Genomic DNA, 23,394 nt, shown 5'->3' on the forward strand with positions numbered 1-23,394 from the left:
AAACGTGAAGAACCGTACTTTTGGCAGTACTTTTATCATAGCAGGAACAACCATCGGTGCTGGCATGCTGGCCATGCCATTAGCAACCGCCGGTGTAGGATTTGGTGTAAGTTTGATCATGCTGGTTGGTTTGTGGGTCTTGATGAGTTACACCGCATTATTGCTGGTTGAAGCTTATCAATATGAGTCTCCTGATACGGGGTTAGGGACACTTGCTCAGCGTTATCTTGGCAGCGGCGGCAAAATGTTAGCTGGTTTCAGCATGATGTTTCTGATGTATGCATTAACATCGGCCTATATTAGTGGCGCCGGGGAATTACTGACAGTCAGCCTCAACAAATGGTTGAATTTATCCCTTTCTGCTTCAGTGGGTGTTGTCGTGTTTACCGTGATTGGTGGAGGAATTGTTTGCATTGGCACCAGCTCTGTAGATATGGTTAATCGGGTTATTTTCAGTGCAAAAATTATTTTTCTAGTATTGATGTTGGGAATGATGATGCCGCATGTTCAGCATATTAACCTACTGACCATGCCATTAGAGCAAGGATTAATATTATCTTCAATTCCTGTGATATTCACATCATTTGGTTTTCACGGCAGTGTTCCCAGTATTGTGAAATATATGGATGGCGATATCCGTCGACTCCGTTGGGTATTTATCATCGGCAGCGCAATTCCGCTATTTGCTTATATTCTCTGGCAATTGGCGACGCTCGGAAGTATTAACTCCACCACATTCGTCGATATCTTAGCTGAAAACGCAGGATTGAATGGCTTATTACACAGCATTCGCGAAGTTGTTGCTTCACCGAAAACGGAGCTTACAGTACAAATGTTTGCCAACCTGGCGCTCGCAACCTCATTCCTCGGTGTTACACTTGGCTTGTTTGATTTTTTGAGCGATCTGTTTAAACGCAAAGATAGCGTAGCCGGGCGTATGCAAACTGGTTTGTTAACTTTCGTTCCGCCATTGATTTTCGCGCTATTTTACCCAAAAGGTTTTGTAATGGCGTTGGGATATGCCGCCGTCGCGCTGTCAATTTTGGCGTTATTATTACCCAGTCTCTTGGCCTATAAATCCCGTCAGCAAAATGAACGTCGATATCGGGTACCTGGCGGTAAACCTGTACTATTACTGGTATTCACCTGCGGTATTGCAGTAATAGCAATCCAGATTGGGATAGTAAGTGGAATGTTGCCGGAAGTAGGGTGAGTACTAGGTTATCGAAGATAAGTTCTTCTTTGACCTAAAAGGTATTCTCTGACAGACTTAAGGTCTGTGCTGCTGAAAGTAGGGGAGTAAGCACTTTAAAAACAAAATGGAGAAAAATTAAAAGCTATAATAACTATCTCTGTTTGCCTCTGTGAAAAACTAATATTAATTATAAGGAATTGAATCATGGCGAAAGAATTATTTACTGCCACAGTAAAATCTGTAGCTGGATTGAAAGTTGAATGTAAATCAAGAGATTTCTCCTTTTATTTGGATGAGCCACGTAATTTAGGTGGTACTGATCAGGGGATGAATCCAGTTGAAGCTTTACTCTGTTCTCTCGGGGCTTGTAAGTGTATCGTAGCAAAGGCTTTTGCTAAATTGCATAAAATTAACTTAATTGATATTCACGTTGATCTGGAAGGTGAACTTGATACTGATGGTTTCACTGGTAGAAATAAACAAGCGAAATTAGGTTTCTCTAAAATAGTGACAAAATTTCATATTAAAGCTGATAATAGTGAAGAAGAGATTCATGCCTTTGTCGACTTTATTAATAGAACCTGCCCGGTTCATGATACCATCGAGAATGCACCAAGTTTTGTCACTGAAATATATTGTGAATAAGAGAAATTCTAAGTTGGCATAATCCCTCAAAGGAAAGAAAGGTTATTTAAGTTAACCTAAAAAATCCTCTACAGTGAAGTAGAGGATTTTATTATAGCGTTAGGGGAATCAATGTTTATCTATCTTCCCCCCCATTAACAGTAGCATAAGAAACAATTACTATTGTTTAATAACGTGAACCACAGTTATATTACAACTTACGTTTTCTATACCAACTGCAATATTTAAACCCTGTGCATAAGCTTGGCTTAATAGCTTGTTAATGTTTTCAGCGCTTGAACCTGACCAAATATAACCTGGTTTTCCACAGTTACTGGCTAATTTTCCGCTGAATGTATAAAAATAATGTGCAGGATTGTCCCCATCAGCTTTAATTTCTGCGACTCTGACAATTCCACTATTCGTTTCCGCGGAGAATGCAGGGGCGCTAATCATACCAACGAGAATAAATAACATAGATATCAATTTTTTCATAAATCACTCCTGATTAATAATAAAGAAAATTTGGTGTATTTGGAGTATAAATTATCATTAATTTCGTGTCACTATAAAAAGTGTTCTGTCTGATAAATAATGTCTGGATATTTTCTTATTAAAATTAATGCTATATTTATTATAAGAATTATTTTTATGAAGAATAACATAGCAATAATGACATAAACTGCATTACTTTAATTAATAAAAAATCCTCCACAGTAGTGGAGCTATATGTAATTATTATGAGTAAATAATTTTTCGAAGTTGCATTTGTGGAATAGTAGAAGTTTTTGACTGTCACTTCCGTTAATAATTTTCTTAAATTAAAAGTATATGTTTCCGACGTATCCCATTACACTATTAGATAACTAATATACAGATAGTTAACACAGATATTGTTATTCTAGTAAAGGTTTCGTCGATATATGAATAAATTATTATGCAATTCAGAGTCAAAATTAAAATCTTATTTATCCATAGGAGATATAGGGATATCTGATAGCCTTTTAGAAATACTTAAAAACAGTTGCGGTAGTTACCCATCACCAGTAAAAAAGTTCATAGAACTGCTTAAATATATTCAAAATAATAATATCAATATGACATCATTTAAGGAGTTAGTTGCCCTTCATGAACTTGTAGCCCCACATGATTCTGCTGTGGTTTCTATGATGTCAATTCATTTTAATTTGACCATAGGTACTATCGCTAACTTAGGAGTGCAAACGCCATATGTGGAAGATCTCTACCAAAAACTTTGTTTAGGTCGTGCTATTGGGGTATATCTGGCGACTGAATTGGCTCATGGGAATGATCTAATAGCAATCGAAACACAGGCTAATTATCACCCGGAAAAAGGTGTATTTATATTGAATTCACCTAGCCCAAATGCATATAAATTTATGCCTAATACCACACCTTGTAAATTACCAAAAGTAGCTGTAATTTTAGCTCAGTTAAATGTATCAGGAAAGAAATATGGTATTTTTCCATTTATTCTGCCACTATCCGTAAATAGTAAATTAACTCCTGGCATTAAAATTACTCCACTTGGCGATAAGCCAGGATTTTATTTAGATAACGCAATCACTTCATTCGATAATGTTGAAATTCCTTTTGAAGGACTCCTTGCTGGCAATATGATAACACTGACCAAGGATGGTAAAATATCATTGCATATTAAAGAATTAAGAGAAAGATTCTCGTTAATTACAGATAGAATACATTCAGGAAAATTATGCATGGCAGTAAGCTCAGTTGCAGCAGCCAAATCAGCCCTTCATATAACCAACACATATGGAAATAAACGAAAAACATTCGGTTATTCAGGGGCTATGCCAATAATTAATTACTCTCATTTCAAAGAGGGTATTGCTTGGGATACTCTGAGTACGATTATTCACGCGTTATACTTAAAAGAATTAATAAGAAAGGTTTCAATTATATTATCAGAATCAGTTAAAAACTTTAAATTTAAAGATGAACTACTTATTGAAATCATTACCGCTAAATCCCTATGCACATGGCGAACACAAGAAATATTAATTAATTGTCGTGAACGCTGTGGTGCCCAGGGATTATTTACGCTTAACAAGATATCCCCTTATCTAATATCTAATTTTGGTGCAATTACTTCAGAAGGGGACAATCTTGTGTTATCACTAAAAGCCGGAGGGATGATCATTCTCAATAAGATGAAAGAAATAAACAAAACATCTTTCCAGAATAACCTATTTTCCATTTTGAATGATTATATGAATTTTTTATATAAAAAATTAAATAGACTAATAGTGAATAATAATAAGAAAATAAACTTAGACATGCTCAATAAGCATAGTGGAGATTTTCTAGAATTAAGCCAGACATATGCCGTTTTATCCGTGGTGACGACAACTATTGATACATACCACAATAATAATAATGATGATTTTGATATGATCATCGAAGGTTATCTTCTCGACTGGATTCATCGTACCATGAGCAATCTTCTGAAAAGTGAAGTGATCAATTTACAGGAATCTCAAAAAATAGACGAGAGACGCATCGAATATATACGTAAGCATGCAGAAAGAATAAATGACTATATTTCTAGTTTTGGCGTGGATAAGGCAGGAATTGAAACACCAATATCAAGTCATGATTATATCTCCTGGTATGCAAATAATCACCATCAAATAAAAAATAATTAATCATAAAACAGGTCTAAATGCGAGACATTGTCGTGAATATATAGAAAATTTCGGTGACTAGTTAAAAGGCCACCGTTAATGAAAGGGCGATTAACTATACCCTATGGGAACGAATCCCCGGGAGCATAGATAACTATGTGACCGGGGTGAGTGAGTGCAGCCAACAAAGAGGCAACTTGAAAGATAACGGGTATATATTAGTTTCCCTTTAATGCAACAATATACTGTAATAATCGTGGAAAAAATCGATTAAGGTATACACCAATGACCTCTCTATTACCTCCGGGGTATATCTCTCTTTTTTCGCTAATGATTGCCTTAACAATTTTTCTGGCGCATAAATCGACTGGAATACCGTGTTCCAGTTCACTATCAATGCGCTGATAAGGCTCCCCATTTCCAGTGAGAGATCTGATAGTAATATCGGTATTAATAAAACCGGGGCAAACAAGTGTAACACTGATATTGTCTTTCATATGTTCAGCACGCAGAGACTCAAAAAAACCATGTAATGCATTCTTCGATGCTGCATAGCCAGAGCGATTCGGAGTACCAAACTTACCTGCCACACTGGAGAGAACCACAAAATATCCACTTTTTTTCTCAATCATCGAAGGGAGTATAGTTAATGCTATGTTAACAATAGATAAAAAATTTAAATTCATCAATTTGTCATAGACAAAGAGCTGTGTGTCTGTGATTAAAGAGCGTTGACTGACACCAGCAGTAAAAATGATACAGTCAATACTCCCCATCAGTTGAAGCACTTTATACACCGCTTCTTTCGCTTCGTCATGATTTGTAATGTCGAAAGGGATAACATTTTCCTCCGGAAGATTAATTTCCGTCGCCAATTTTTTCAGCAAATCTTCTTTCCGGCTAGAAATGACCAAGTTTGTCGTATAAGAGTCAAGCTCCTTAACTAAGGCATGCCCAATCCCCATAGATGCACCAATTACCCAGATATTTTTTCCTGCCAAATTCATTTTACGCCCTCATCATCAGCCAGACACCGCCAAACACCATTAATACCCTTCACAGGTCTGATAGTGATACCTGCTTTTAGTTCCGGATATCCCTGATAACTCGTTTCGAAAAATCCTCTTTTACAAAACTCACCGATAATAATCGGTAAAACCATACGAGCATAATTCATACCCAGACATATCCGGGGGCCGGCGCCAAAAGGAATAAAAGTACGGTTAAGCTTATGGCTGTATAGTTCACCTAGCCAACGCATAGGGATAAAGTCGTCAGCTTTTTCCCAGTAGTCTGGATGTCTCTGCAAACAATAAGGGGAAATAACCACCATTTTTCCTGCGGCGATCTTATATTCACCTATAGTGATATTTTCTTTAGCCGTCCGGGAAAAAGACCATACCGGAGGCAGAAGACGCATACTTTCATTAATAACCGCGTTGGTATATTTTAATTCGAAAATATCATTGGTCTTTTCCAATACAGCTTGGGTATATTCATCTTTAATAATTTTATGCCAGCGTTTATAGCGGGAAATGAAATAAAATGTCCAGGTGGCTGCGGATGCAATCGTTTCGTAAGACGTTAAAAAAAAGGTAAGTAATTGATTCTTTATCTCATCATGATTGGTTTCATTTTCCAAGATCATGTTTAACAGACAATCTTTCCCGCTATGATTGTCATGATTTTTAATCATTTCAATGATTTGTCTGTCAAGTACGGATTTTTCCTTCCTGAATTTTAATGCAGAAAACGTAGGAATGTTAGGCGGCAGTTTAATAATCGCCTCAAGACGTTTAATGACATAATCAGAAGCATTTTCAAGCGCTATTGAAACGCTGTGCCTATTGATATCACTACTACTTTGTCCAAAGAGCGTTTTCAAAGCAATATTCATGGAAAGATCAAGCATATCTTTGAATATGTCACGTTGATGCCCATCTAAAACAGTATTATGAGAAAAGTTTATGACGATATCTTTTATCGGGGCGATCAACGTGTTTAAACTGGATATAGTGAAAGCATGCCTGGCATTATCGCGTTGTTTTTTCCATACCTCACCTTCTGTAGTGACCATCCCTTGACCAAGCAATAACTCTAATTCGCGATAACTGGGGCTTTTAATAAAAAAATCTATCCTTTTTGCTAATATTTCTGCTACCCAGTCTGGGTTGTTAATGAAAATTATACTCTCCGGGCCCATTCTTATTGTGCAAATATCGCCATTCTCTCTTGCTGCATTAAGAAATAGTGATAAAGCATCCGATTTATAATCCAATATTGAACCCAGTAAAGGTAAACCTTTTACTTCCTTAATCTCTTTATAGTTCACTCTTTTACACTCCTTTTATACCCTTCATCTTTCAAGCTGCTGCTTTGTTGGCTGCGCTGCAACTCGAAATATATATTTTATCAAAAATTGCCAATAATAAGAAAAGGCTTACGGATACCCGCTTTTTCAGCTTTCCTGCACTGATAATCGAAGTCGTGATACGCATGTTGCATCCGCTGCACTGTAGAATAACCATGAATGTTGAAAGAGGTGTTGATTAACGCTGCATAGCCAGTTTCATTTTCAACTTTCTGTAGCATTTCAATATCAACGTCTGATTTAACCACAAGCGGCCTGCCAGTGGTTCTACCATCATGTATTTTATGCATCACTCCCTCATATCTTTCTTCCGATATATTATCGTTATAACTTAGCGCAATAATCATGCCATGAAGTGAGCCTGTTACTCTGTTGACTTCTTTAATGTTAAAGAGAACCGGTAAGTTCTCTGATCTTAATACAGGGGCCATTGGCATATGGTCATCCCGGCCGTTAAGAAGGTTAATTTCTTGTTTCAACTCACCAGTCGGTAAACACAGTGTAGAATTTGACATAAGTGCTCTGGGACCTAATTCCCCCCAGTTTTTTACTGTATTGACAATATATCCCTTACTCACATAGTGAGCGGTATTTTCAATAAAATCAGCTTGATTATCTGTATAAATGATATTCTTTGCATATTTACCATTGTACGGTAAATATAAATCACGCTTTAGCAATAACAGATTTACGCTTCTATGAGATAATGTATTATCAAGAATAACAGCGCCTGTCAGTGCATGCACAATATCACCAGCAAGGGGAGAGCAGCAGATATCTCCCTTTATACTATTCAGTAAAACATTATTGAGTTTGACATTGAAATGAACACCACCGCCAACAATCAGGTTTTCAACTTTTTCACTAGCAATGAGTTTTACCAAATAGGTTTCTAAAAATTTGTTAGCAATATAGGAAGAAATAACACGGATCTCATATTGACTTAATCCATTTAAGTGCCGCAACAACCACAACGGCATTCTCACATGCTTTACGGCCATTTCCTGCATATATTTAACAGAAAAGCCATGTGAAAAATGCTGATGTGCGCTTTTTTCTAAAATAATTTCTGACGGAGACTTCTTTATCCCCAATAGGGTAACAGGCTTGCGAGAACTGCTCCATTCAAGCTGGATTTTATTGCGTTCGTGGTAATACGCCTTCTTTTTAGAAAAGTTTTCATCATTAACACCAGGTAGGAAAGATTTGATATCACTTCTAATGGCTGATATCAAACCACATTCCTTATTTGACAAAAAACCATCGGATAATTTTATTATAATTCGGTTGAGTTTATTAAGTTTATTATCGTCTAACAGGCGTGTTATTTCCGTTTCGTAACCAAGTGACTTATATTCATCTTTCAACGGCGAAAAACCGGTATCGGCGTTGCATACTACACGGGCAAATAATATTCCGCATGAAAGATCTGCTGCGGAAATTCTTTTCACCCGTTGTAATGTCTTTATGCAATCTGCCAATGCTTTGTTTTTATCGATTATCACGGTATAGAGAGATGTCGATTCATAATCATCCCCCGTACCATCAGTAATCAATATATGATATTTTTTAGGTAGATTGTTTTCTTTATGATGTTCCCAGGCTTCAATGATGCCATTTATCGCATGGGTAGCATGATGGTTTATTTTCAATTCATACAGCTTTACTCTTTTTATGAATTGCTCAAATATTTCTCTATCATTGCCACATAAAGCCTTTATAGTATGGTTATAATCAACCTCGCCAAGAAAATTAATAACATTCAATTCATCAATATCATATTTCATCAATTTCAATATTGTGTGGATGGGGACATATTCTCCACCTTTTGAGCGATTTTCTTTTTCATCTTCAATGGCAAACATATCATCAGCATCATTCCATATGACCGCTGAAGCATTATGCCCTAAAAAGAGACATGCGTTCTTATAATGCTCTCTTTTTTTCATCATCGTGCTCATTATTGGTTTCCATTATATCGAAAGTTAATTAAATGTGCCCTTTTATGATATTGAGAACTTTATTGATGTCCTCAACCGTGTGTCCATAGTTAATAAAAAAACGTAAACGAGCTTTATTCTCAGGTACGGCTGGATGCAAGATAGGTTGCACATTGATTAAATTCTCCCTCAACTTTTGATAAATATAGATACATTTATTCTCGGCGCCTATCATAAGAGGGATAACTGGGGTATCTTTACTGAATCCTGTATCTAGACCAAATGAATTCGCTTTATTAACGAAATATTTTGATAATTCTTGTACTTCATGAACTCTGTACTTTTCCTTTTGTATCACTTTAATAGCGGTAAGCGCCGATGCGGCAGCAGCCGGTGGCATGCCCGTGGTATAAACAAAACCCGGCGTCGTATACCGTAGATAAGTTATAAAGGATCGCTTACCCGCGATATAACCACCACAGCTTGCAAAGCTTTTACTAATTCCACCCATACAAATATCTATTTCAGATGGCATGACATCACAATGCTCGCAAACACCCCGTCCACTTTCTCCCAAAACCCCAATGGAAAGACACTCATCTACCATCAACAATACTTTATGCTTTTTCTTTATTTCAACAAATTTCTTCAAATCAGGAATATCGCCATCCATACTATAAGCACCTTCTATAAAGAGCATGACTTTCCTGTAATGTTTCCTTTTCTTATTAAGAAGTTCATCAGCCATTTGCCAATTATTATGCGCAAACGGCAACATATCCGCCTGAGACAATTTTCCGCCCTGGAGAAGGCTGTCATGGCTATATTCATCGTACAAAATAAGATCGCCACGCTGCATTAAATGACCAATAACGGTCACATTGCAAAAATTGCTGCTTACAAAAGTAATGGCGTCCTCATGACCGGTAAACTTCGCTATCTCTGCTTCCAGATCAACATGAACAGGGCGTTGACCCGCCACAATCCTTGCCGCAGAAGGGCTGGTGCCATATTTATTGATAGCTTCTATGGAGGCTGATTTAACCTCAGGATGTTGAGCCAAGCCAAGATAATTATGGTTAGAGAAATTGAGGTAGTTTTCCTCATTCATTACTGTATGAGAACCATTCACTCCTTCATGGGTTGTAAAGAAGGGGAGACTAACGCCTTTCATTGATTCGAGACGAGCCTCAATTTCTTTTACGCCTTTCAAATGTACAGGATTAAAGAACGCTTCGGGTATAGCATTAATATCTTCAAATGCTTGATGATCACCTTCATTCTCTAGCTGACTCGTAATCTGCGTGCGCAATTCAGGCGACAGTTGGTTGTATCCGCTGATAAAATTGTAAATGGCTTCTAATTCATTTAAAAAAGACCCCAAGTATTCATGGCGCTCAAAGATATCTGAAGGTAATTGGTGAGAGGTCAAATCTGAAAAATCGGCAAGCAAAGTCGCTTTCTGGAGTGAATCGATCCCAAGGTTATAGAGATGAATTTCTCCAGCCGTCATATCAGGCAACGCTTCTCCCGTTTCTCGAATTAACCAGTTGTCAAACCAGTTTATAACGAAGGATCTATTCGTATCCTGATGGTTATTTTGCTGATCACGACTTGCAGACTGGGCATTCCATTCATCAATTACAGTTAACTTACCAGAGAGAAGCAATTCCTGCATGGCCTTGCGACGTACTTTACCACTTGATGTCTTGAGTATTCCGCCAGGCCGGATAAGCATAATTTTACTAACAGAGACATCATGGTTATTCGTAATATTAACTCTTATTTTCTTCATTATTTCTTTGACATCGATTTTCTTAATGTCGCTTCTTTTTACTTCTTGTATGACGATGACCCCTTTTTCATCCGCAAAAGCGACACATCCCCCTGAAATAAGCGCGGTGTCAGACATCTGTGACGTATTTTCTATATCTTGGGGATAATGATTTTTTCCTCTGATAATAATGACGTCTTTTATCCTGCCACTAATATATAGCTCTCCATCAAATAAAAATCCCAAATCGCCTGTTCGCAAATAAGGGCCTTTATTATCTGATGTATACTGATTGAACGCACCGTTGGTGGCATTCTCATTATTCCAGTAACCGTAAGTTACGGAAGGCCCTTTCAGCCAAATTTCGCCAACGTTACCTTCAGGTAATATGTCTGCCATATCAGTTTTGCAGATAATAATCTCTTGATTTTCGTATGGTTTGCCATGGCTGACCAATGTGGTGCTGCCATTCACGCTGTTGGCTTTAATAGCGTTTCCTTCACTCAACGCTCTCGAATTAAAATTCTCTACTTTCATTCCGTGGTTATTAGTTACGGGCCCTGAAACATATAGGGTACTTTCTGCCAACCCATAACAGGGATAAAGAGCGTCCTTGTTAAAACCGTAAGAGCTAAATCGTTCGGAAAAACGTTGAAGGATATCTGCTCTGATTGGCTCTGCTCCACTAAATGCATTCTTCCAATTTGAAAGATCAATAGACTCCAAATCCTTATCGCTTATTCTTTCAACACTTTGCTCATAGATAAAGTTAGGTCCGCCGGAAATGGTCGCTTTATATTTTGAAATAGCTTTTAACCACAGAGCGGGTTGCTGAATTACTGAGGTAGGCGGCATCAATACAACCGGAACGCCGCTATAAAAAGGCTGAAGTATACCGCCTAATAAGCCCATATCATGGTAGGGCGGAAGCCAAATGACGCCACAGCCCTCTTCTGAACATACAAACCTGTTTTTTATTGCCTCCAGATTATTGATTAAATTTTCATAACCGACCATGACGCCTTTAGGCTCACCGGTTGAACCCGAGGTATACTGGAGCAATGCCAGATTTGATCCGCCCCGGTAAGATGCATCTTCCTGGGCTTCTATCAATTCATTTGCTGATATTACCTTTACTTCATTAAAGCCGCTTTCTTTTGCAAATACTTCTTTTGCTTTCTCACTCTGTTTTGAGGTCGTGATCACTAATCGGGCACCACTATCCATTATTATTTTCAGAATAGTATCCCAACCTCTTCCCTCGGGCCGGGCGCTATTAACTGGTACCGCGACCACACTTGAGTATAAGCACGCGGCCATTGTCTGAACAAAGAGTAGACCGGAAGGCAACATAACTATTACCCGATCGCCAGGCTGACAGTATTGCTGTAAATAATAAGCGATACTTTTTTGACCCCGGTGTAAATTATTCCAGCTTAATTGTTCTTCTTCTCTTTCTCCGTCAGAAAGGAACTTGAAAATTAACTCGTGAGCATTTTCCGATGCTCTTTTTTCAATCATTTGACAAATGATGTTCATTGATTAACCTTGTAATGAAGCCCGTGTTGATGATTCAATGTTCTCTAATTTAGGATGACACTTAAGAATATGTAAAGTGTTGTACATATTTAAGCTTTCAAAGGGTTTGAGGACTAGTGGAACGAAAACGATACGCTAAAATCGTCAGAACACCTTCATTAACTGCCTGACTGGAGGCCGTAGTTCTCCTTTCATCACTTGTCCAGACAGCGTAAACAGTTCACTTGCCGCCACGCTGCAACTCGAAATCTATTAGGTATATACAATGATTGAGATAATTAAAATAAAAATCCAATATGTTCATTTTGATTTGTAAGTATAATAGGAGAAAATGATTTCTAGTCATTATTTTAATAACGGCAATGTCTATTCATTCTATTATGATTAACCTTATAATATAATCACTATACCCTTCATCTTTCAAGCTGCTGCTTTGTTGGCTGCTTTCACTCACCCCAGTCACATAGTTATCTATGCTCCTGGGGATTCGTTCACTTGCCGCCTCGCTGCAACTCGAAATCTATTAGGTATATATTTTCCCAATAATTGCCTGCCTTAATTGTCTATTATTAGTGAACTTCCAACTTATTCAGAATAATAGCTATACTTGAGAATAATAATGTGGCTCCATGTCATACATTAAGATAACTTAAATTAATATAGTGAGAAATGGACATGTATAATAACAGCAATAATACCGATGAGAAATTAAATATTAGCCATCAAACCGAGCGTTCTTTATCAGGGTGGGCTCCTAATGCTTGGATGGGACAATTGCATGATGATAATCGACTTTTGAGTCATATCACCATTCCGGGAACACATGAAAGTTGTGCCCACAGGAACATATCTGGGCTTGCTAAATGCCAGGATTTATCAATATCGGACCAATTACAGCTAGGAATTCGCTATTTGGATATCCGATGTCATGCAGAGACGAATAATAGAGGATTTGTCATTGATGGCTATGAGGACAGGTGGATTTTCGCAATGCATCACGGGATCATCAATGAATACACCGTATTCGATGAGGTAGTTAATGACTGTCAGAATTTTCTTAAAGCTAATCCATCAGAAACGATTCTGATAAGTATCAAGCAAGAGCAATCAACGGAACCAGACGAACTATTCAATGCTATTTTCAAGCATTATAAGGACAAATACTCTCCGCTCTTTCATGATGACCGCCAAATTCCAAAGCTTGGTGATGTCAGAGGGAAGATTGTTGTCATCTCAAGGAATAAAGGGTTGCCTGGGATTGCTTGGGTATCAATGGATATTGAGGATCACTATGATAACCCTGGGAAGAAGGAAAAATATCATCTTGTCATTGCTCATCTCGAAAAGGCGTTGAAGGAGCGCGGGGATTCGCTATATCTGACTAACACGAGTGCATACAGTGGCCCTGATTTTACTCTTGATTATGCTTTTTACATGTACAAAAGCCTTAAGAATTGGCTTATTCATACCTACCAACCTGAACACCCGGGTTACGATAAGCCAACTCTCGGAATTGTAGCAATGGACTTTGTTGGCAGATGGAATAACGGCGATGTGGTTTCTCTACTCTATGAAGGTTGCAATTCCGACAAAATGCCAGGTTGTTCAAGTTCCAGCTAGGTTCACAGGGCTTTTGGCTGGCCGAGCACTTTGAAGTATCAATCGAACTAAATATGGAAGCTATTCCCAGATCCAGAGCAACCTGTGACCCATAGTTTTTTATATCTACACGGAAAATCATCAATTACTGAGGTTTAAGTACAGCCTTAAAAGTGCTGTAGAGGGCAAAGTGGGAGTAAAGCTGCAAATACCCGTTTAAAAAAATCAAATGTTGTATTTTGCAGCTTCGCTCCCATTAGTCTAGATTGTGGTCACTGAGCCTGGTTGGTGCAATCATCTCAATTGTTCGCACCAATTTCCTTTTCGATTTTGGCCACCCGTTCCTTAAGCTTTTGGGAACGGTTCTGGAAATTCTTAATGGCGACCACGCAGGATGCACGCAATCAGAATATTGATATTCCAGACAGAGTGCCTCTGTATAGTGATCGGCCTGAGCTTCTCCGAACTCTATGAGTGCAACTGACCGCCATTCTGAAAAAATTGCGCCTATCAGTCGAGCCCAGCTATAACTAATAAATATATAAAAACGCAAATCTTATTTACAAAATTAACTCACCATTATAAAAAATCGAAAAATATTTACTAACGCTTAAATTATTTAACATAAAAACCACATCAAGTAATTTTATTTTTTTGCTTATCATTGGCGGCAGCACCCAAAAAAAATATATAGATCTCATTCTGTTTCATTCGTGGCTATTGTCACGGGAAGAGCCCTGACAAACTGGCTCTGGCTACAAAAATTTAATTAAAATTGAATCACTCATGTCTATAATATAATCAAAATTAAGTTATTTATCAGCGCTTGACACAATAGAGGTGCTATGCTACTTATATGTCAAGCAATCATATAAACAACTATTCTTTATACTTAAGGATATTATCGAGAGAAAATAAGCCTGATGCTTCAATTAAAGCAGTCAAGAAACGGCAACACCGGAAATCAACGCTGCAATTTATATTAGTATTTATTTCAACAAACACCAACATGATGGGAAAATATAATGACTGAAAATACACGAGTACAATTAACTCCTGATGATAGAAGTGGATATCCACCTATTGAAAAGCAAATAGCAGGAGATATAATACGTATACTAAACTTTATGCAAACAGATGAAGGTCATACAGCGGCACATGGAATTGAATATCGAGCTAAGAAAATAATATTAGCATACGCTTTATCTGTAAGTGGTATTCATAATATATCTCAACTTCCAGATGACTATTATAATAATAAAGATACTGCGGATAGAATTTATCAAGAATATATGTCTAATCTTGAATCTTCACTATTAGATGAGAATGGTGAGCAAATTGCTAAAGATATGGCAAATGGTTTTTACAAGAACGAACTGGATTTTGAAGGTGAACATCCTGAAAATATTTGGGATGTTCCTAGCCTTGAAAATAAACCATTAAGTGATTATTTAGATGAAGATAAATTATTAGCACTATATTTTTTCGCTTCACAGGAAATCCCACTGGAGGAAAATCAACAATCAAACGCTGCAAGATTTTTTAAATTAATTGATTTTTTATTTATCTTATCTGCTGCAACATCACTAGGAAAGAGTATTTTTTCAAAAAGTTTTTACAGTGGACTAGAAACTAAATCATTAGAAAATTATATTGCGAGAAAAAAACTTTCTAAACCTTTCTTTCGACCACCCCAGAAGTTACCTGATGGAAGAATAGGTTATCCGGCCGGCCCAATAAAACCGCCTAAATTGCCTCAAACAGCACCGTCTACGTCTACATTGAATCCAACAACATCGTCTAAATGGAGAGTTAGTTTCCAAGAACTGAGAAAGAATAAATCTGGGAATAGATTTGCTGATATGGATGCTGCCGCAAAACAAAAATATAGCTCATTTATAAAAGAGGTGCAAAAGGGTAATGATCCAGTTACAGCAGCAAAAAATATTGGTACAGCAAACGGAAGTAACTTCGAAAAACTGAAAGGTAGAGATTCCTTTAGTATAAGGCTAAGCCAAGAACACAGGGTGACATTCATCAAAAATGACCCTGACAAAATAATCGAGATTCAAAGTGTTGGAACCCATTATAAAAATGTGTAGCCTGATTTATATACCTAATAGATTTCGAGTTGCAGCGCGGCGGTAAGTGAACGAATCCCCGGGAGCATAGATAACTATGTGACCGGGGTGAGTGAGTGCAGCCAACAAAGCAGCAGCTTGAAAGATGAAGGGTATAGATGGTGATAATACCTTTCCTTAGCGGTGACCGTCCTGGCGGTCACCGAATTCACTAATAAAACAGCTCATTGCCATTCGCCAGTCCAGCCGTGACTCTATTAAGTAGAGCATAAATCTATGGGTGACCATAGATTTATGCTCTCAGGTTAAAATTAACAAGGAAGGAAGGTCACAGGTGTTCTTTGCCGGCGAAGGGATCAAGCCGGCTTTCGCGATGCGCCGGCAACTGCTGTCACCGGCCTATTTAACGCGCTGACATGATATACCGACGGCGTTTGTTCGTTAGGCTGCACGGTCGCATCACAGGATTGTCAAAGATGTTGCGAAATATACCACTTATGGTATAGTGAATTTATACCATATCAGAAAAGGTATAATCAGGATGGGGCTACAAGGTGAAAAGCCGCTAGTGTGGATTGGCAGCAGCAAGAAAGATTTGCTGGATTTGCCGAAGGACGTGCAGCGCTTTTTTGGCTTTGCACTGGACTTTGCGCAGCGTGGCGAAAAGCATGATGCGGTGAAGGTAATGAAAGGGTTTGGCGGCGCCGGCGTTCTTGAAGTGGTCGAGGATGATATAGGCGGTACCTACCGGGCCGTGTACACGGTGAAATTTGACGAGGCGGTCTTTGTGCTGCATGCGTTCCAAAAGAAGAGTAAACACGGCATAGCGACGCCGAAAGAAGATATGGACATCATCCGCAATCGACTGAAAGTGGCCACTGTGATGGCCCAGGAAATGAAAAATGAAAGAGAAAACCATTAATGGCGTAGCGGTTGAAATCAGCTCCGGTAACGTGTTTGCCGACCTGGGGTTTGCCGATGCCGAAAAACAAAAAATCAAATCTGGCCTGGCCGTTGAGATCATCAAATCTATCAAGCGACTGGAGCTGACACAAACCACCGCCGGCGAACGTATGGGGATCAGTCAGGCGAAGGTATCCCACCTGTTCCGGGGCGACTTTTCTAACCTGTCAGAGCGTAAGCTGATGGAGTGTCTGAACCGGCTGGGCTGCGACATCGAGATCACCGTTAAGCCGACCACCGCCGAAACCGGGCATTTAATCCTGACACATAGCGGGTAAGCTCATATGCCCCTGCTTTGAAAATAGGGGCAAACCGAGGGAAAACCAATGGACTTATTTCATGGTATTTATTCTCAGTATTGGGGTTTCAGGAGCAATGGAGCAGTAAACACCGTTAAACGGTCAATTTAAATAGCCAAAAATTGGGTAGCCAACTTACATCGTGAATTGCTATTTTTAGCCATTCTATTTAACCATTTATCAGTACTTATGGTTCCGTTGCTCCTCAAACCCCTGATTTGCGTGTCACCACATAGTCAGCGCTGTCTTTTGAATAGGTGTCCGGGGCGCAGACTTGTTCGACGGTCTCGGTTGCCTCATCGCAATAGGCAATGCAGTCCCGGCTGCCATAAATCAGATGAATGGCATCGGGATTTGCATAGACATACACGGGTTGTTCAACCACGGTACTGAGTAAAAAAACTTGTCGGCAATGGGCATGGGCATGGGCATGATTTGAATCTTCAAGCAGCTTTAATAGGATTTGTCCGCCTAAGGATAGCCCGATCACACAGTAGTTGCGCTTGAATGGTTCAAAAAGTGGGGCCTGAATCACCTGATTGAAGCGTTCATATCGTTTTTGGATATCCGTCGCGCAGGCGATTTCGTCCGCTTGCATTTTATCAGGCAAATCAAAATCAAGGGTCGCGATACCAAGCGCTGCTAAATTCTGTTGCAGTGTGGAGAAGAATTCATTTTCCCGGGCGGGGGCATCAAATGCCGTCATGTGACCGGAATGCAAGAACACACAGCAAAGTGGAGATGATGGGGTATCGGGCACCATCATATGCACTCGAAAAGGCTGGTGATCCGCATCTTTTAAATGATAGTGCTGAGAAGTAGGGTTCATCGTCCCGGACCTGTCTGCAAAACGCGTCTTCGCAAAAAAGTGTGCGTATGTACAGAATTGAGAATGCACATACGCAACACCTGTGATTACTTTTTCAAGGCCGCAGAGGCTGCGCCCACCATGGCTAAGGTAATCCCTTCTTTCGTCGGTTTGAGCGTAATGGAATGGCGATTCTCTTCATTGGCTAAAGACGTTGCAGCGCCGACCATCGCCAGAGTAATGCCATCATCTGCGGACAGATCCATATGACTTGTATGCCGAATGTAATCAAGTAAAGCAATGCATCCTTAATAAATCAAACTTAAATGCAATGCGTTATATTGCTATGCAAATGGATTATTTCTCCAACTAGTTAATTCAATAGTAATAGGGGAGCGTAAATAAACCGTGGGGCAATCATTTAAATGTTTCTTCAATACACCACGGTGTAATATATCAAGTCCTACGGCGTGATATAACTAATTTATCCTTAGGACGGTCCACCCAATCGGAAGGCTTATTGTTAAAGTTATCCGCCAGCAAATAAGACGGAGTTTTAGCTAACCAATCAGAGAGCGAGATATCTTGGTAGATACCGTTATCTAGCACAACCAGTACTTGAAGATCATCATTACCAATATTTTCGATATAGTGACCGAATCCCTGTGGCACGTAACCGACATCGGTTGGTCCATATTTTGCGGTTTGTGCGTGTCCATGGGAACTAAACACGGTCATACGTCCTTTGCCTGAAATGTAATATTGCCACTCGTTGGCATTAGGATGCCAATGTAGTTCACGTATTGCGCCAGGTTTAACCGTTTCTATGAGACCGGTGATCGTGGTAGAAATGGGAAATTCCTTCGATGATGCCCGATAAATACTCCCTGAGTCGTTCTCGAAGAAGGGTTTATTTTTCAAGAGTTCATAACGATGGGTAAGTGGGGCATCGTTCAATCCTCCATCGTCAGCCGGTAGAGGAAGTTTTGGCGGGATAGCGCCACCAACGATGTAAGCTTCACCCTGTTTAATGTTAGAAAAAACAGATGCCGGCATGTTGACACTTTTCTCAAGCACCTCTTTCGGCATATGCGTTATCCAATCAGTAATGCTGAAAGTGCCAAATTCGGAGAAGTGCCCGTCATCAAAAGTCAGAATAAAATGCGCTCCATCCTCAAGCGCCTGAATGGAATGACCATGACCTTTGGGAAAATACCATATATCTCCGGGACCAAAATCGGCTACTTCACTTTTACCTTCCGGATCAATAATGGTAATACGTGCATGACCTTCCAGCATATATGCCCATTCAGCAGCAATAGCATGCCAATGAAGTTCACGGACACCACCCGGTTTAAGTAACATATCAACACCGGCAATCCCTGCGGATATCGGGAATTGTTCTATCGTGGCTTCCCGTGCCCATCCATTTTCCAATATTCGTTTTTTACTATCGGTGAATTTATATTTATACAAACTTTTGGCATTTATTGGCGGTTTATTATTACCAGCAGTGACTGTATTGTATTGTTCATCAGCAACAGCGGCTTTAATTATACCGCCCATGCTAGCGGCAGCCGCGCCAATTGCAGATGCCTTCAAGATATCACGACGAGAGAACATATCTATTGCCTCCAATGAATTAATAGATACCAGCAAGAATAGTTGCAAACTAATATCTATCAATTTGATTTTTTTAAATTAATGATTGTCACGGAAGGAAAATTAGAAGTGACTTATTTAAGCATAGTAGAAAATTAGTCGTCCAGGGAAAACCAGAGGTAACTCTGATTTTCCCTGAAGTGTTATTATTCTTTTACTCTTTTTGGCCGGAGTAAGAGCGAACGTATTTCATAATGCAGTCAAGTTTTTCGCAGGTTTCCTGCCATTCTCTTTCTGGTTTTGAATCTCTGACCAACCCTGCGCCCGCCTGGAGCCAACAGCGCCCTTGATACTGATAGAGAGAACGTAATACCAGCGCCGCATCCAGTTTTCCTGAGCTATCCAATAACATGACACAACCGCTATAAAGTCGGCGTGGTTCTCCTTCATAACGTGAAATTGCTTGTAAAGAAGGTTTCTTCGGTATTCCCGAAGCGGTTACCGCCGGGAATAAGGCGATGAACGCATCCCAACGATTTTTGTCTGTTTGTAGTAATCCTTTTACCCGAGATGCCAAATGTTGTACTGAACCCCGTTCACGAATCGCCATAAACTCTGACACACAAAGTGTGTCAGCCTGACAAATCGGCGCCAGCTCTTCTAATGCCAATTTAGCCGAAACGGCGTGTTCGGAGATCTCTTTCGGGTCAGAAAGCAAATCTGCTCTCAACCGTCGATCCTGATCTTTATCATGTGTCAATGCTCTGGTTCCAGCCAAGGGTTGCGTGCTGACCCAACCTGAACCATCCGCTTCAACTACGGTTTCCGGGCTAAAACCATAAACAGAGAAATCTTCATCACGTAAGAAGAAGGAACGGGCAGGTGTGTTAGCCTGACGGCCTAACCAGTAACTGTGTGGCATGTCAATATCCGAGCCAAGTTCAACCTGACGTGACAGGATCACTTTTTGGTAGTGACCCGAGGCAATGTCCTTAACCGCATTGGTGACGTTATCCTGATAACGTTTCGCCGCGTCTGATGTATTGATAATTTCCATATCTTCTGTACATGAGAAAACAGGTGGGCCTAATTGATCAGCCCGTCTAATTTTCTCCCTCAATATGGCGAGCTGACTCTCTTCGAGGGTTCGTATCAGAACCTGTCCTTGAGTTATACGTAATTCATGCTGCGGAATAGTGATTTTTATTAACGCTTCGTTTTGTTGTGCTAATGGTAACCCATAGGTCATATGGGAGAATTCAAATAAAGTTCTTCCATAGGCCCGCCAGTCTTGAATGGGCAGGGCATTGAGCGCCTGTTCAAGTTTTTGGCTCAATGTGCTGATATCGTATGGATGACGATTACCTTGTGGATCAATCAATTGCCCCGACGCATCCGCACTGATGGCCGCGGCACAGCCTATCCCCAGTGACCATTCACCTTTCACTTCATAGAGCATATAAGGTTGTGACTCGTCATCTGAAAGCAAATGCGTGATCAAATCTAATGGAGTGCTGGTAGTAACAACAGTTTGTTCATGATATTGCCGCATTGGGCGGCCATGTTCTGCTTGTGCCATCTGTACCAAACGGCGTTTATCAATTTTTCCCACGGTGGTGAGTGGCCAATATGGGACAAGCAACCATTGATCAGGGATTTTATGGCGCTGAACCCCTTTCTGTTGTAGAAATGCCTCTATCTGCATCGTTTCTGGTCGATTGCCATTCTTAGGTAAACAGGCGCAGGTTCGTTCACCCAATAGTTCATCAGGCACAGAAATGACAACGGCATCATCAATGTCAGGGTGTTGCAGCAACAAGGTCTCAACTTCTTGGGTCGAAATTTTCTCACCACTGCGGTTAATCTGCTCTTTAATTCTGCCCTCAACGATCAGGTTGCCATCTGAGGTCATACGAACGAGATCGCCGGTACGATAGAACCCATCGGGGGTAAAAGCCACGGTATTATGCAGCTCTGAACGGTAATATCCCATAATGGTGTAGGGACCACGTGTAATAAGCTCTCCTACCTCACCGGGTGCCACAGGTTGCAAATTGGCATCAACAATTTTGATCTCATCTTCTTCTGATAACGGACGCCCTTGGGTATTAATGATGACCTCGTAGGGATCATCCAACCGGGTATAACAAAGTAATCCTTCCGCTGTACCAAACACCTGCTGCAAAGGCCCAAGGCGTACTATCACTTGTTCCGCTAGTTCTGGTGTCAACCTGCCACCACCCACTTGCAAACAACGTAGGGATGAAAGATCGCTTTGTTCCCAGTCGCGGGCCTGTTCCCAGAGCCGAGCCAGAGCCGGTACTAATGCTAGATGGGTCACTTTGTGTTGCTCAATTAGCGGCATGGTCTCATCAAAACTGGCGGTATCGCTCAGAAGGACACTTCCGCCCTGGGAAAGGGTACCCAAAATACCGGGGCTTCCTAGTGTGAAGTTATGTGCCACGGGCAGTACGGCTAGATAAACACTTTCTGTATTTACCGCACACAGACGGGCTGACAGCACAAAATCATAGGTATAAGCATCGTGAGTACGTGGAATTAATTTCGGTGTACCGGTTGTTCCGCCCGAAAGCAGCAATACGGCAATATCACCATAACTTGGACCGGGAATATTTACCGGTTCATCATCAATAGATGCCAATGCGGTAAATTCTTCCGCTTCTCCATCAACAATGATGTGTTTTAGATCGGGGCAAGATACCGCAATTTCTCGTGCCATTTTTCGGTAGTCAAAATCATGGATGCAATCGGGGATAATGTAAGCAACCGGGCGGGCAATCTGGCAAAGGGCATGAACATCATGCGTCCGCTGTGTCGGCATTAATAACACCGGATGAGCACCTAACCTAAACAAGGCAAAACAGGTAACGACAAAGGAGATACAGTTAGGCAGTTGTACCATAACGTTATCCCCACGACGGATCCCACGACGAAATAACCCGCTGGCCAATCTCTCTGCGGATTGGTGCAATTCACGGTAAGTTAGTTGTTGTTCTTGATAGATCAATGCTGTTTTATCGCCCCAAATACCAGACCACCCGGCAAGTTGTTGGTCCAGCGTTTTGCCATTCCAAAGATAGTCTGGCGTCATAGTAAGTGTTTTCCCTGGAATAGAAAAAGGTGCCATTATGCGAACTCCTGTAAATAGACATATTGTATAAATTGCGTAATGTGACGAATAAAATTCTCAGGTTCTTGAGTAATATAAAAATGGTCGCCAACAACCTCCTTGTAGCGATATGAAAGATGTTGCTCTCCGTCTGCCAGCCATTGCTGCCACTGTTGAACTTCTATCGCAGAAGCCTCTTTGTCTTCACTGCCATAAAGCAGCAATGTTGGTGTTTGCAGTTTTACAGCGTCAGTCTGAATGAACCGGTGATAATGTTCTGTAGCAAAAAAATCAGCCCGTAGCATCGGTAAGAACAGCGCAAGCAAGCCGGGATCTTCTCGCAAAATCGGGCTACAACCGCCGATATCAGTCAATTGTTCAATAAATTCATGATCAGGTAATCCACTAAGTTGGCGGCGAGATTGAAGATGAGGTGCATGGCACCCCGAAAGTACCAGCGCTTTGGGTGAACAGTTTTGTTGCTCAAGGCGTTGGCAAGTTTCAAAAGCAACTTGTGCCCCCATACTGTGACCGACAAGTATCAGGTTTTCTCTCTGTGCGGGGGTGAATGACACCATCAGGTCAGACAGTGATTGCGCCAATGACACAATGCTGGTGGCAGCCTTTTCCGCCATGCGGCTGTCACGTCCGGGGTAAATGACCAGCGAAACCGCTATATCTAAATTTTCCAGTGTGGGCCAGTGCCGGAATGCACTGGTACTGCCCCCGGCAAAGGGGCAGATTAACAACGTGTATTTAGGTTTGTCGTGAGTCGTCAGGCACGGACGAATCATCGGGTGTGT

Annotated in this window: 18 protein-coding genes; 8 read left to right on the forward strand and 10 right to left on the reverse strand. The window is 40.4% G+C overall.

Features of this window, described 5'->3' with window-relative positions; all coding sequences use genetic code 11:
* Positions 1-4: 4 nt before the first annotated feature.
* Positions 5-1,213, forward strand: a complete 1,209-nt coding sequence (tyrP, locus tag KZ793_RS10160; protein WP_225815227.1) for a tyrosine transporter TyrP — start codon at positions 5-7, stop codon at positions 1,211-1,213.
* A gap of 186 nt (positions 1,214-1,399) precedes the next feature.
* The gene (locus KZ793_RS10165; RefSeq protein WP_225815228.1) at positions 1,400-1,840 is read left to right on the forward strand and encodes an OsmC family protein; all 441 of its coding nucleotides are present in this window, start codon (positions 1,400-1,402) and stop codon (positions 1,838-1,840) included.
* Between the two features lie 159 nt (positions 1,841-1,999).
* Here the strand turns inward: KZ793_RS10165 and KZ793_RS10170 are convergent, their stop codons facing one another.
* Positions 2,000-2,314, reverse strand: a complete 315-nt coding sequence (locus KZ793_RS10170) for a hypothetical protein (RefSeq protein ID WP_225815229.1) — start codon at positions 2,312-2,314, stop codon at positions 2,000-2,002.
* A 428-nt stretch (positions 2,315-2,742) separates the two neighbouring features.
* Here KZ793_RS10170 and KZ793_RS10175 point away from each other — a divergent pair, with 428 nt between their 5' ends.
* Positions 2,743-4,506: an acyl-CoA dehydrogenase family protein gene (locus tag KZ793_RS10175; RefSeq protein WP_225815230.1), complete on the forward strand. Its 1,764-nt coding sequence runs from the start codon at positions 2,743-2,745 to the stop codon at positions 4,504-4,506.
* Between the two features lie 197 nt (positions 4,507-4,703).
* Here the strand turns inward: KZ793_RS10175 and KZ793_RS10180 are convergent, their stop codons facing one another.
* The 4 genes from KZ793_RS10180 to KZ793_RS10195 all read right to left on the reverse strand — a co-directional run bounded on the left by KZ793_RS10180 (position 4,704) and on the right by KZ793_RS10195 (position 12,109).
* Entirely contained in the window at positions 4,704-5,492 is a 789-nt protein-coding gene (locus KZ793_RS10180; RefSeq protein WP_225815231.1) for an SDR family NAD(P)-dependent oxidoreductase, read from the reverse strand.
* Positions 5,489-6,817, reverse strand: coding sequence for a cytochrome P450 (locus tag KZ793_RS10185; protein WP_225815232.1), 1,329 nt, complete (start codon positions 6,815-6,817; stop codon positions 5,489-5,491). Before KZ793_RS10185 ends, KZ793_RS10180 begins: the two co-directional genes overlap by 4 nt.
* A gap of 80 nt (positions 6,818-6,897) precedes the next feature.
* Positions 6,898-8,817 carry a carbamoyltransferase C-terminal domain-containing protein gene (locus KZ793_RS10190; protein ID WP_225815233.1) on the reverse strand — a complete coding sequence of 640 codons (1,920 nt, stop codon included), beginning with the start codon at positions 8,815-8,817 and terminating at the stop codon, positions 6,898-6,900.
* A gap of 28 nt (positions 8,818-8,845) precedes the next feature.
* On the reverse strand, positions 8,846-12,109 hold the full coding sequence (locus KZ793_RS10195; RefSeq protein WP_225815234.1) for an aminotransferase class I/II-fold pyridoxal phosphate-dependent enzyme: 3,264 nt from the start codon (positions 12,107-12,109) through the stop codon (positions 8,846-8,848).
* Positions 12,110-12,784: 675 nt separating this feature from the next.
* Between KZ793_RS10195 and KZ793_RS10200 the strand changes: the two genes are divergently transcribed.
* From KZ793_RS10200 to KZ793_RS10220, 5 genes are all read left to right on the forward strand, one after another.
* Positions 12,785-13,729, forward strand: a complete 945-nt coding sequence (locus tag KZ793_RS10200; RefSeq protein WP_225815235.1) for a phosphatidylinositol-specific phospholipase C — start codon at positions 12,785-12,787, stop codon at positions 13,727-13,729.
* 1,004 nt (positions 13,730-14,733) lie between these two features.
* On the forward strand, positions 14,734-15,810 hold the full coding sequence (locus KZ793_RS10205) for a Txp40, insecticidal toxin (previously name A24tox) (protein ID WP_225815236.1): 1,077 nt from the start codon (positions 14,734-14,736) through the stop codon (positions 15,808-15,810).
* Between the two features lie 259 nt (positions 15,811-16,069).
* Positions 16,070-16,204, forward strand: coding sequence for a DUF4113 domain-containing protein (locus KZ793_RS10210; RefSeq protein ID WP_317987454.1), 135 nt, complete (start codon positions 16,070-16,072; stop codon positions 16,202-16,204).
* 126 nt (positions 16,205-16,330) lie between these two features.
* Complete coding sequence (locus KZ793_RS10215; protein WP_225815237.1) at positions 16,331-16,711, forward strand: type II toxin-antitoxin system RelE/ParE family toxin; 381 nt, start codon at positions 16,331-16,333, stop codon at positions 16,709-16,711.
* Positions 16,692-17,030 carry a helix-turn-helix domain-containing protein gene (locus tag KZ793_RS10220; protein WP_225815238.1) on the forward strand — a complete coding sequence of 113 codons (339 nt, stop codon included), beginning with the start codon at positions 16,692-16,694 and terminating at the stop codon, positions 17,028-17,030. The genes KZ793_RS10215 and KZ793_RS10220 overlap by 20 nt, the downstream gene beginning before the upstream one ends.
* Before the next feature lie 226 nt (positions 17,031-17,256).
* On the opposite strand, the gene KZ793_RS10225 is transcribed toward KZ793_RS10220, so the two are convergent.
* From KZ793_RS10225 to KZ793_RS10245, 5 genes are all read right to left on the reverse strand, one after another.
* Positions 17,257-17,880 (reverse strand): hypothetical protein, encoded by a 624-nt coding sequence (locus KZ793_RS10225; protein ID WP_225815239.1) that lies wholly within the window; start codon positions 17,878-17,880, stop codon positions 17,257-17,259.
* Positions 17,881-17,966: 86 nt separating this feature from the next.
* Positions 17,967-18,125 (reverse strand): hypothetical protein, encoded by a 159-nt coding sequence (locus tag KZ793_RS10230; protein WP_225815240.1) that lies wholly within the window; start codon positions 18,123-18,125, stop codon positions 17,967-17,969.
* Between the two features lie 190 nt (positions 18,126-18,315).
* Positions 18,316-19,482: a cupin domain-containing protein gene (locus KZ793_RS10235; RefSeq protein WP_225815241.1), complete on the reverse strand. Its 1,167-nt coding sequence runs from the start codon at positions 19,480-19,482 to the stop codon at positions 18,316-18,318.
* 193 nt (positions 19,483-19,675) lie between these two features.
* Positions 19,676-22,573 (reverse strand): salicylate synthase, encoded by a 2,898-nt coding sequence (locus KZ793_RS10240; protein ID WP_225815440.1) that lies wholly within the window; start codon positions 22,571-22,573, stop codon positions 19,676-19,678.
* A 35-nt stretch (positions 22,574-22,608) separates the two neighbouring features.
* On the reverse strand, positions 22,609-23,385 hold the full coding sequence (locus KZ793_RS10245) for a thioesterase II family protein (protein WP_397443599.1): 777 nt from the start codon (positions 23,383-23,385) through the stop codon (positions 22,609-22,611).
* Positions 23,386-23,394 lie beyond the last annotated feature (9 nt).

This window comes from Photorhabdus antumapuensis, from assembly GCF_020387775.1.
GTDB lineage: Bacteria > Pseudomonadota > Gammaproteobacteria > Enterobacterales > Enterobacteriaceae > Photorhabdus > Photorhabdus antumapuensis.

Coding starts and splice junctions, on each gene's coding strand:
- KZ793_RS10165 (WP_225815228.1), top strand. CDS start 1,400: ATGGCGAAAGAATTATTTACTGCCACAGTAAAATCTGTAGCTGGATTG.
- KZ793_RS10170 (WP_225815229.1), bottom strand. CDS start 2,314: ATGAAAAAATTGATATCTATGTTATTTATTCTCGTTGGTATGATTAGC.
- KZ793_RS10175 (WP_225815230.1), top strand. CDS start 2,743: ATGAATAAATTATTATGCAATTCAGAGTCAAAATTAAAATCTTATTTA.
- KZ793_RS10180 (WP_225815231.1), bottom strand. CDS start 5,492: ATGAATTTGGCAGGAAAAAATATCTGGGTAATTGGTGCATCTATGGGG.
- KZ793_RS10190 (WP_225815233.1), bottom strand. CDS start 8,817: ATGAGCACGATGATGAAAAAAAGAGAGCATTATAAGAACGCATGTCTC.
- KZ793_RS10195 (WP_225815234.1), bottom strand. CDS start 12,109: ATGAACATCATTTGTCAAATGATTGAAAAAAGAGCATCGGAAAATGCT.
- KZ793_RS10200 (WP_225815235.1), top strand. CDS start 12,785: ATGTATAATAACAGCAATAATACCGATGAGAAATTAAATATTAGCCAT.
- KZ793_RS10205 (WP_225815236.1), top strand. CDS start 14,734: ATGACTGAAAATACACGAGTACAATTAACTCCTGATGATAGAAGTGGA.
- KZ793_RS10215 (WP_225815237.1), top strand. CDS start 16,331: ATGGGGCTACAAGGTGAAAAGCCGCTAGTGTGGATTGGCAGCAGCAAG.
- KZ793_RS10220 (WP_225815238.1), top strand. CDS start 16,692: ATGAAAGAGAAAACCATTAATGGCGTAGCGGTTGAAATCAGCTCCGGT.
- KZ793_RS10225 (WP_225815239.1), bottom strand. CDS start 17,880: ATGAACCCTACTTCTCAGCACTATCATTTAAAAGATGCGGATCACCAG.
- KZ793_RS10230 (WP_225815240.1), bottom strand. CDS start 18,125: ATGGATCTGTCCGCAGATGATGGCATTACTCTGGCGATGGTCGGCGCT.
- KZ793_RS10235 (WP_225815241.1), bottom strand. CDS start 19,482: ATGTTCTCTCGTCGTGATATCTTGAAGGCATCTGCAATTGGCGCGGCT.
- KZ793_RS10240 (WP_225815440.1), bottom strand. CDS start 22,573: ATGACGCCAGACTATCTTTGGAATGGCAAAACGCTGGACCAACAACTT.
- KZ793_RS10245 (WP_397443599.1), bottom strand. CDS start 23,385: ATGATTCGTCCGTGCCTGACGACTCACGACAAACCTAAATACACGTTG.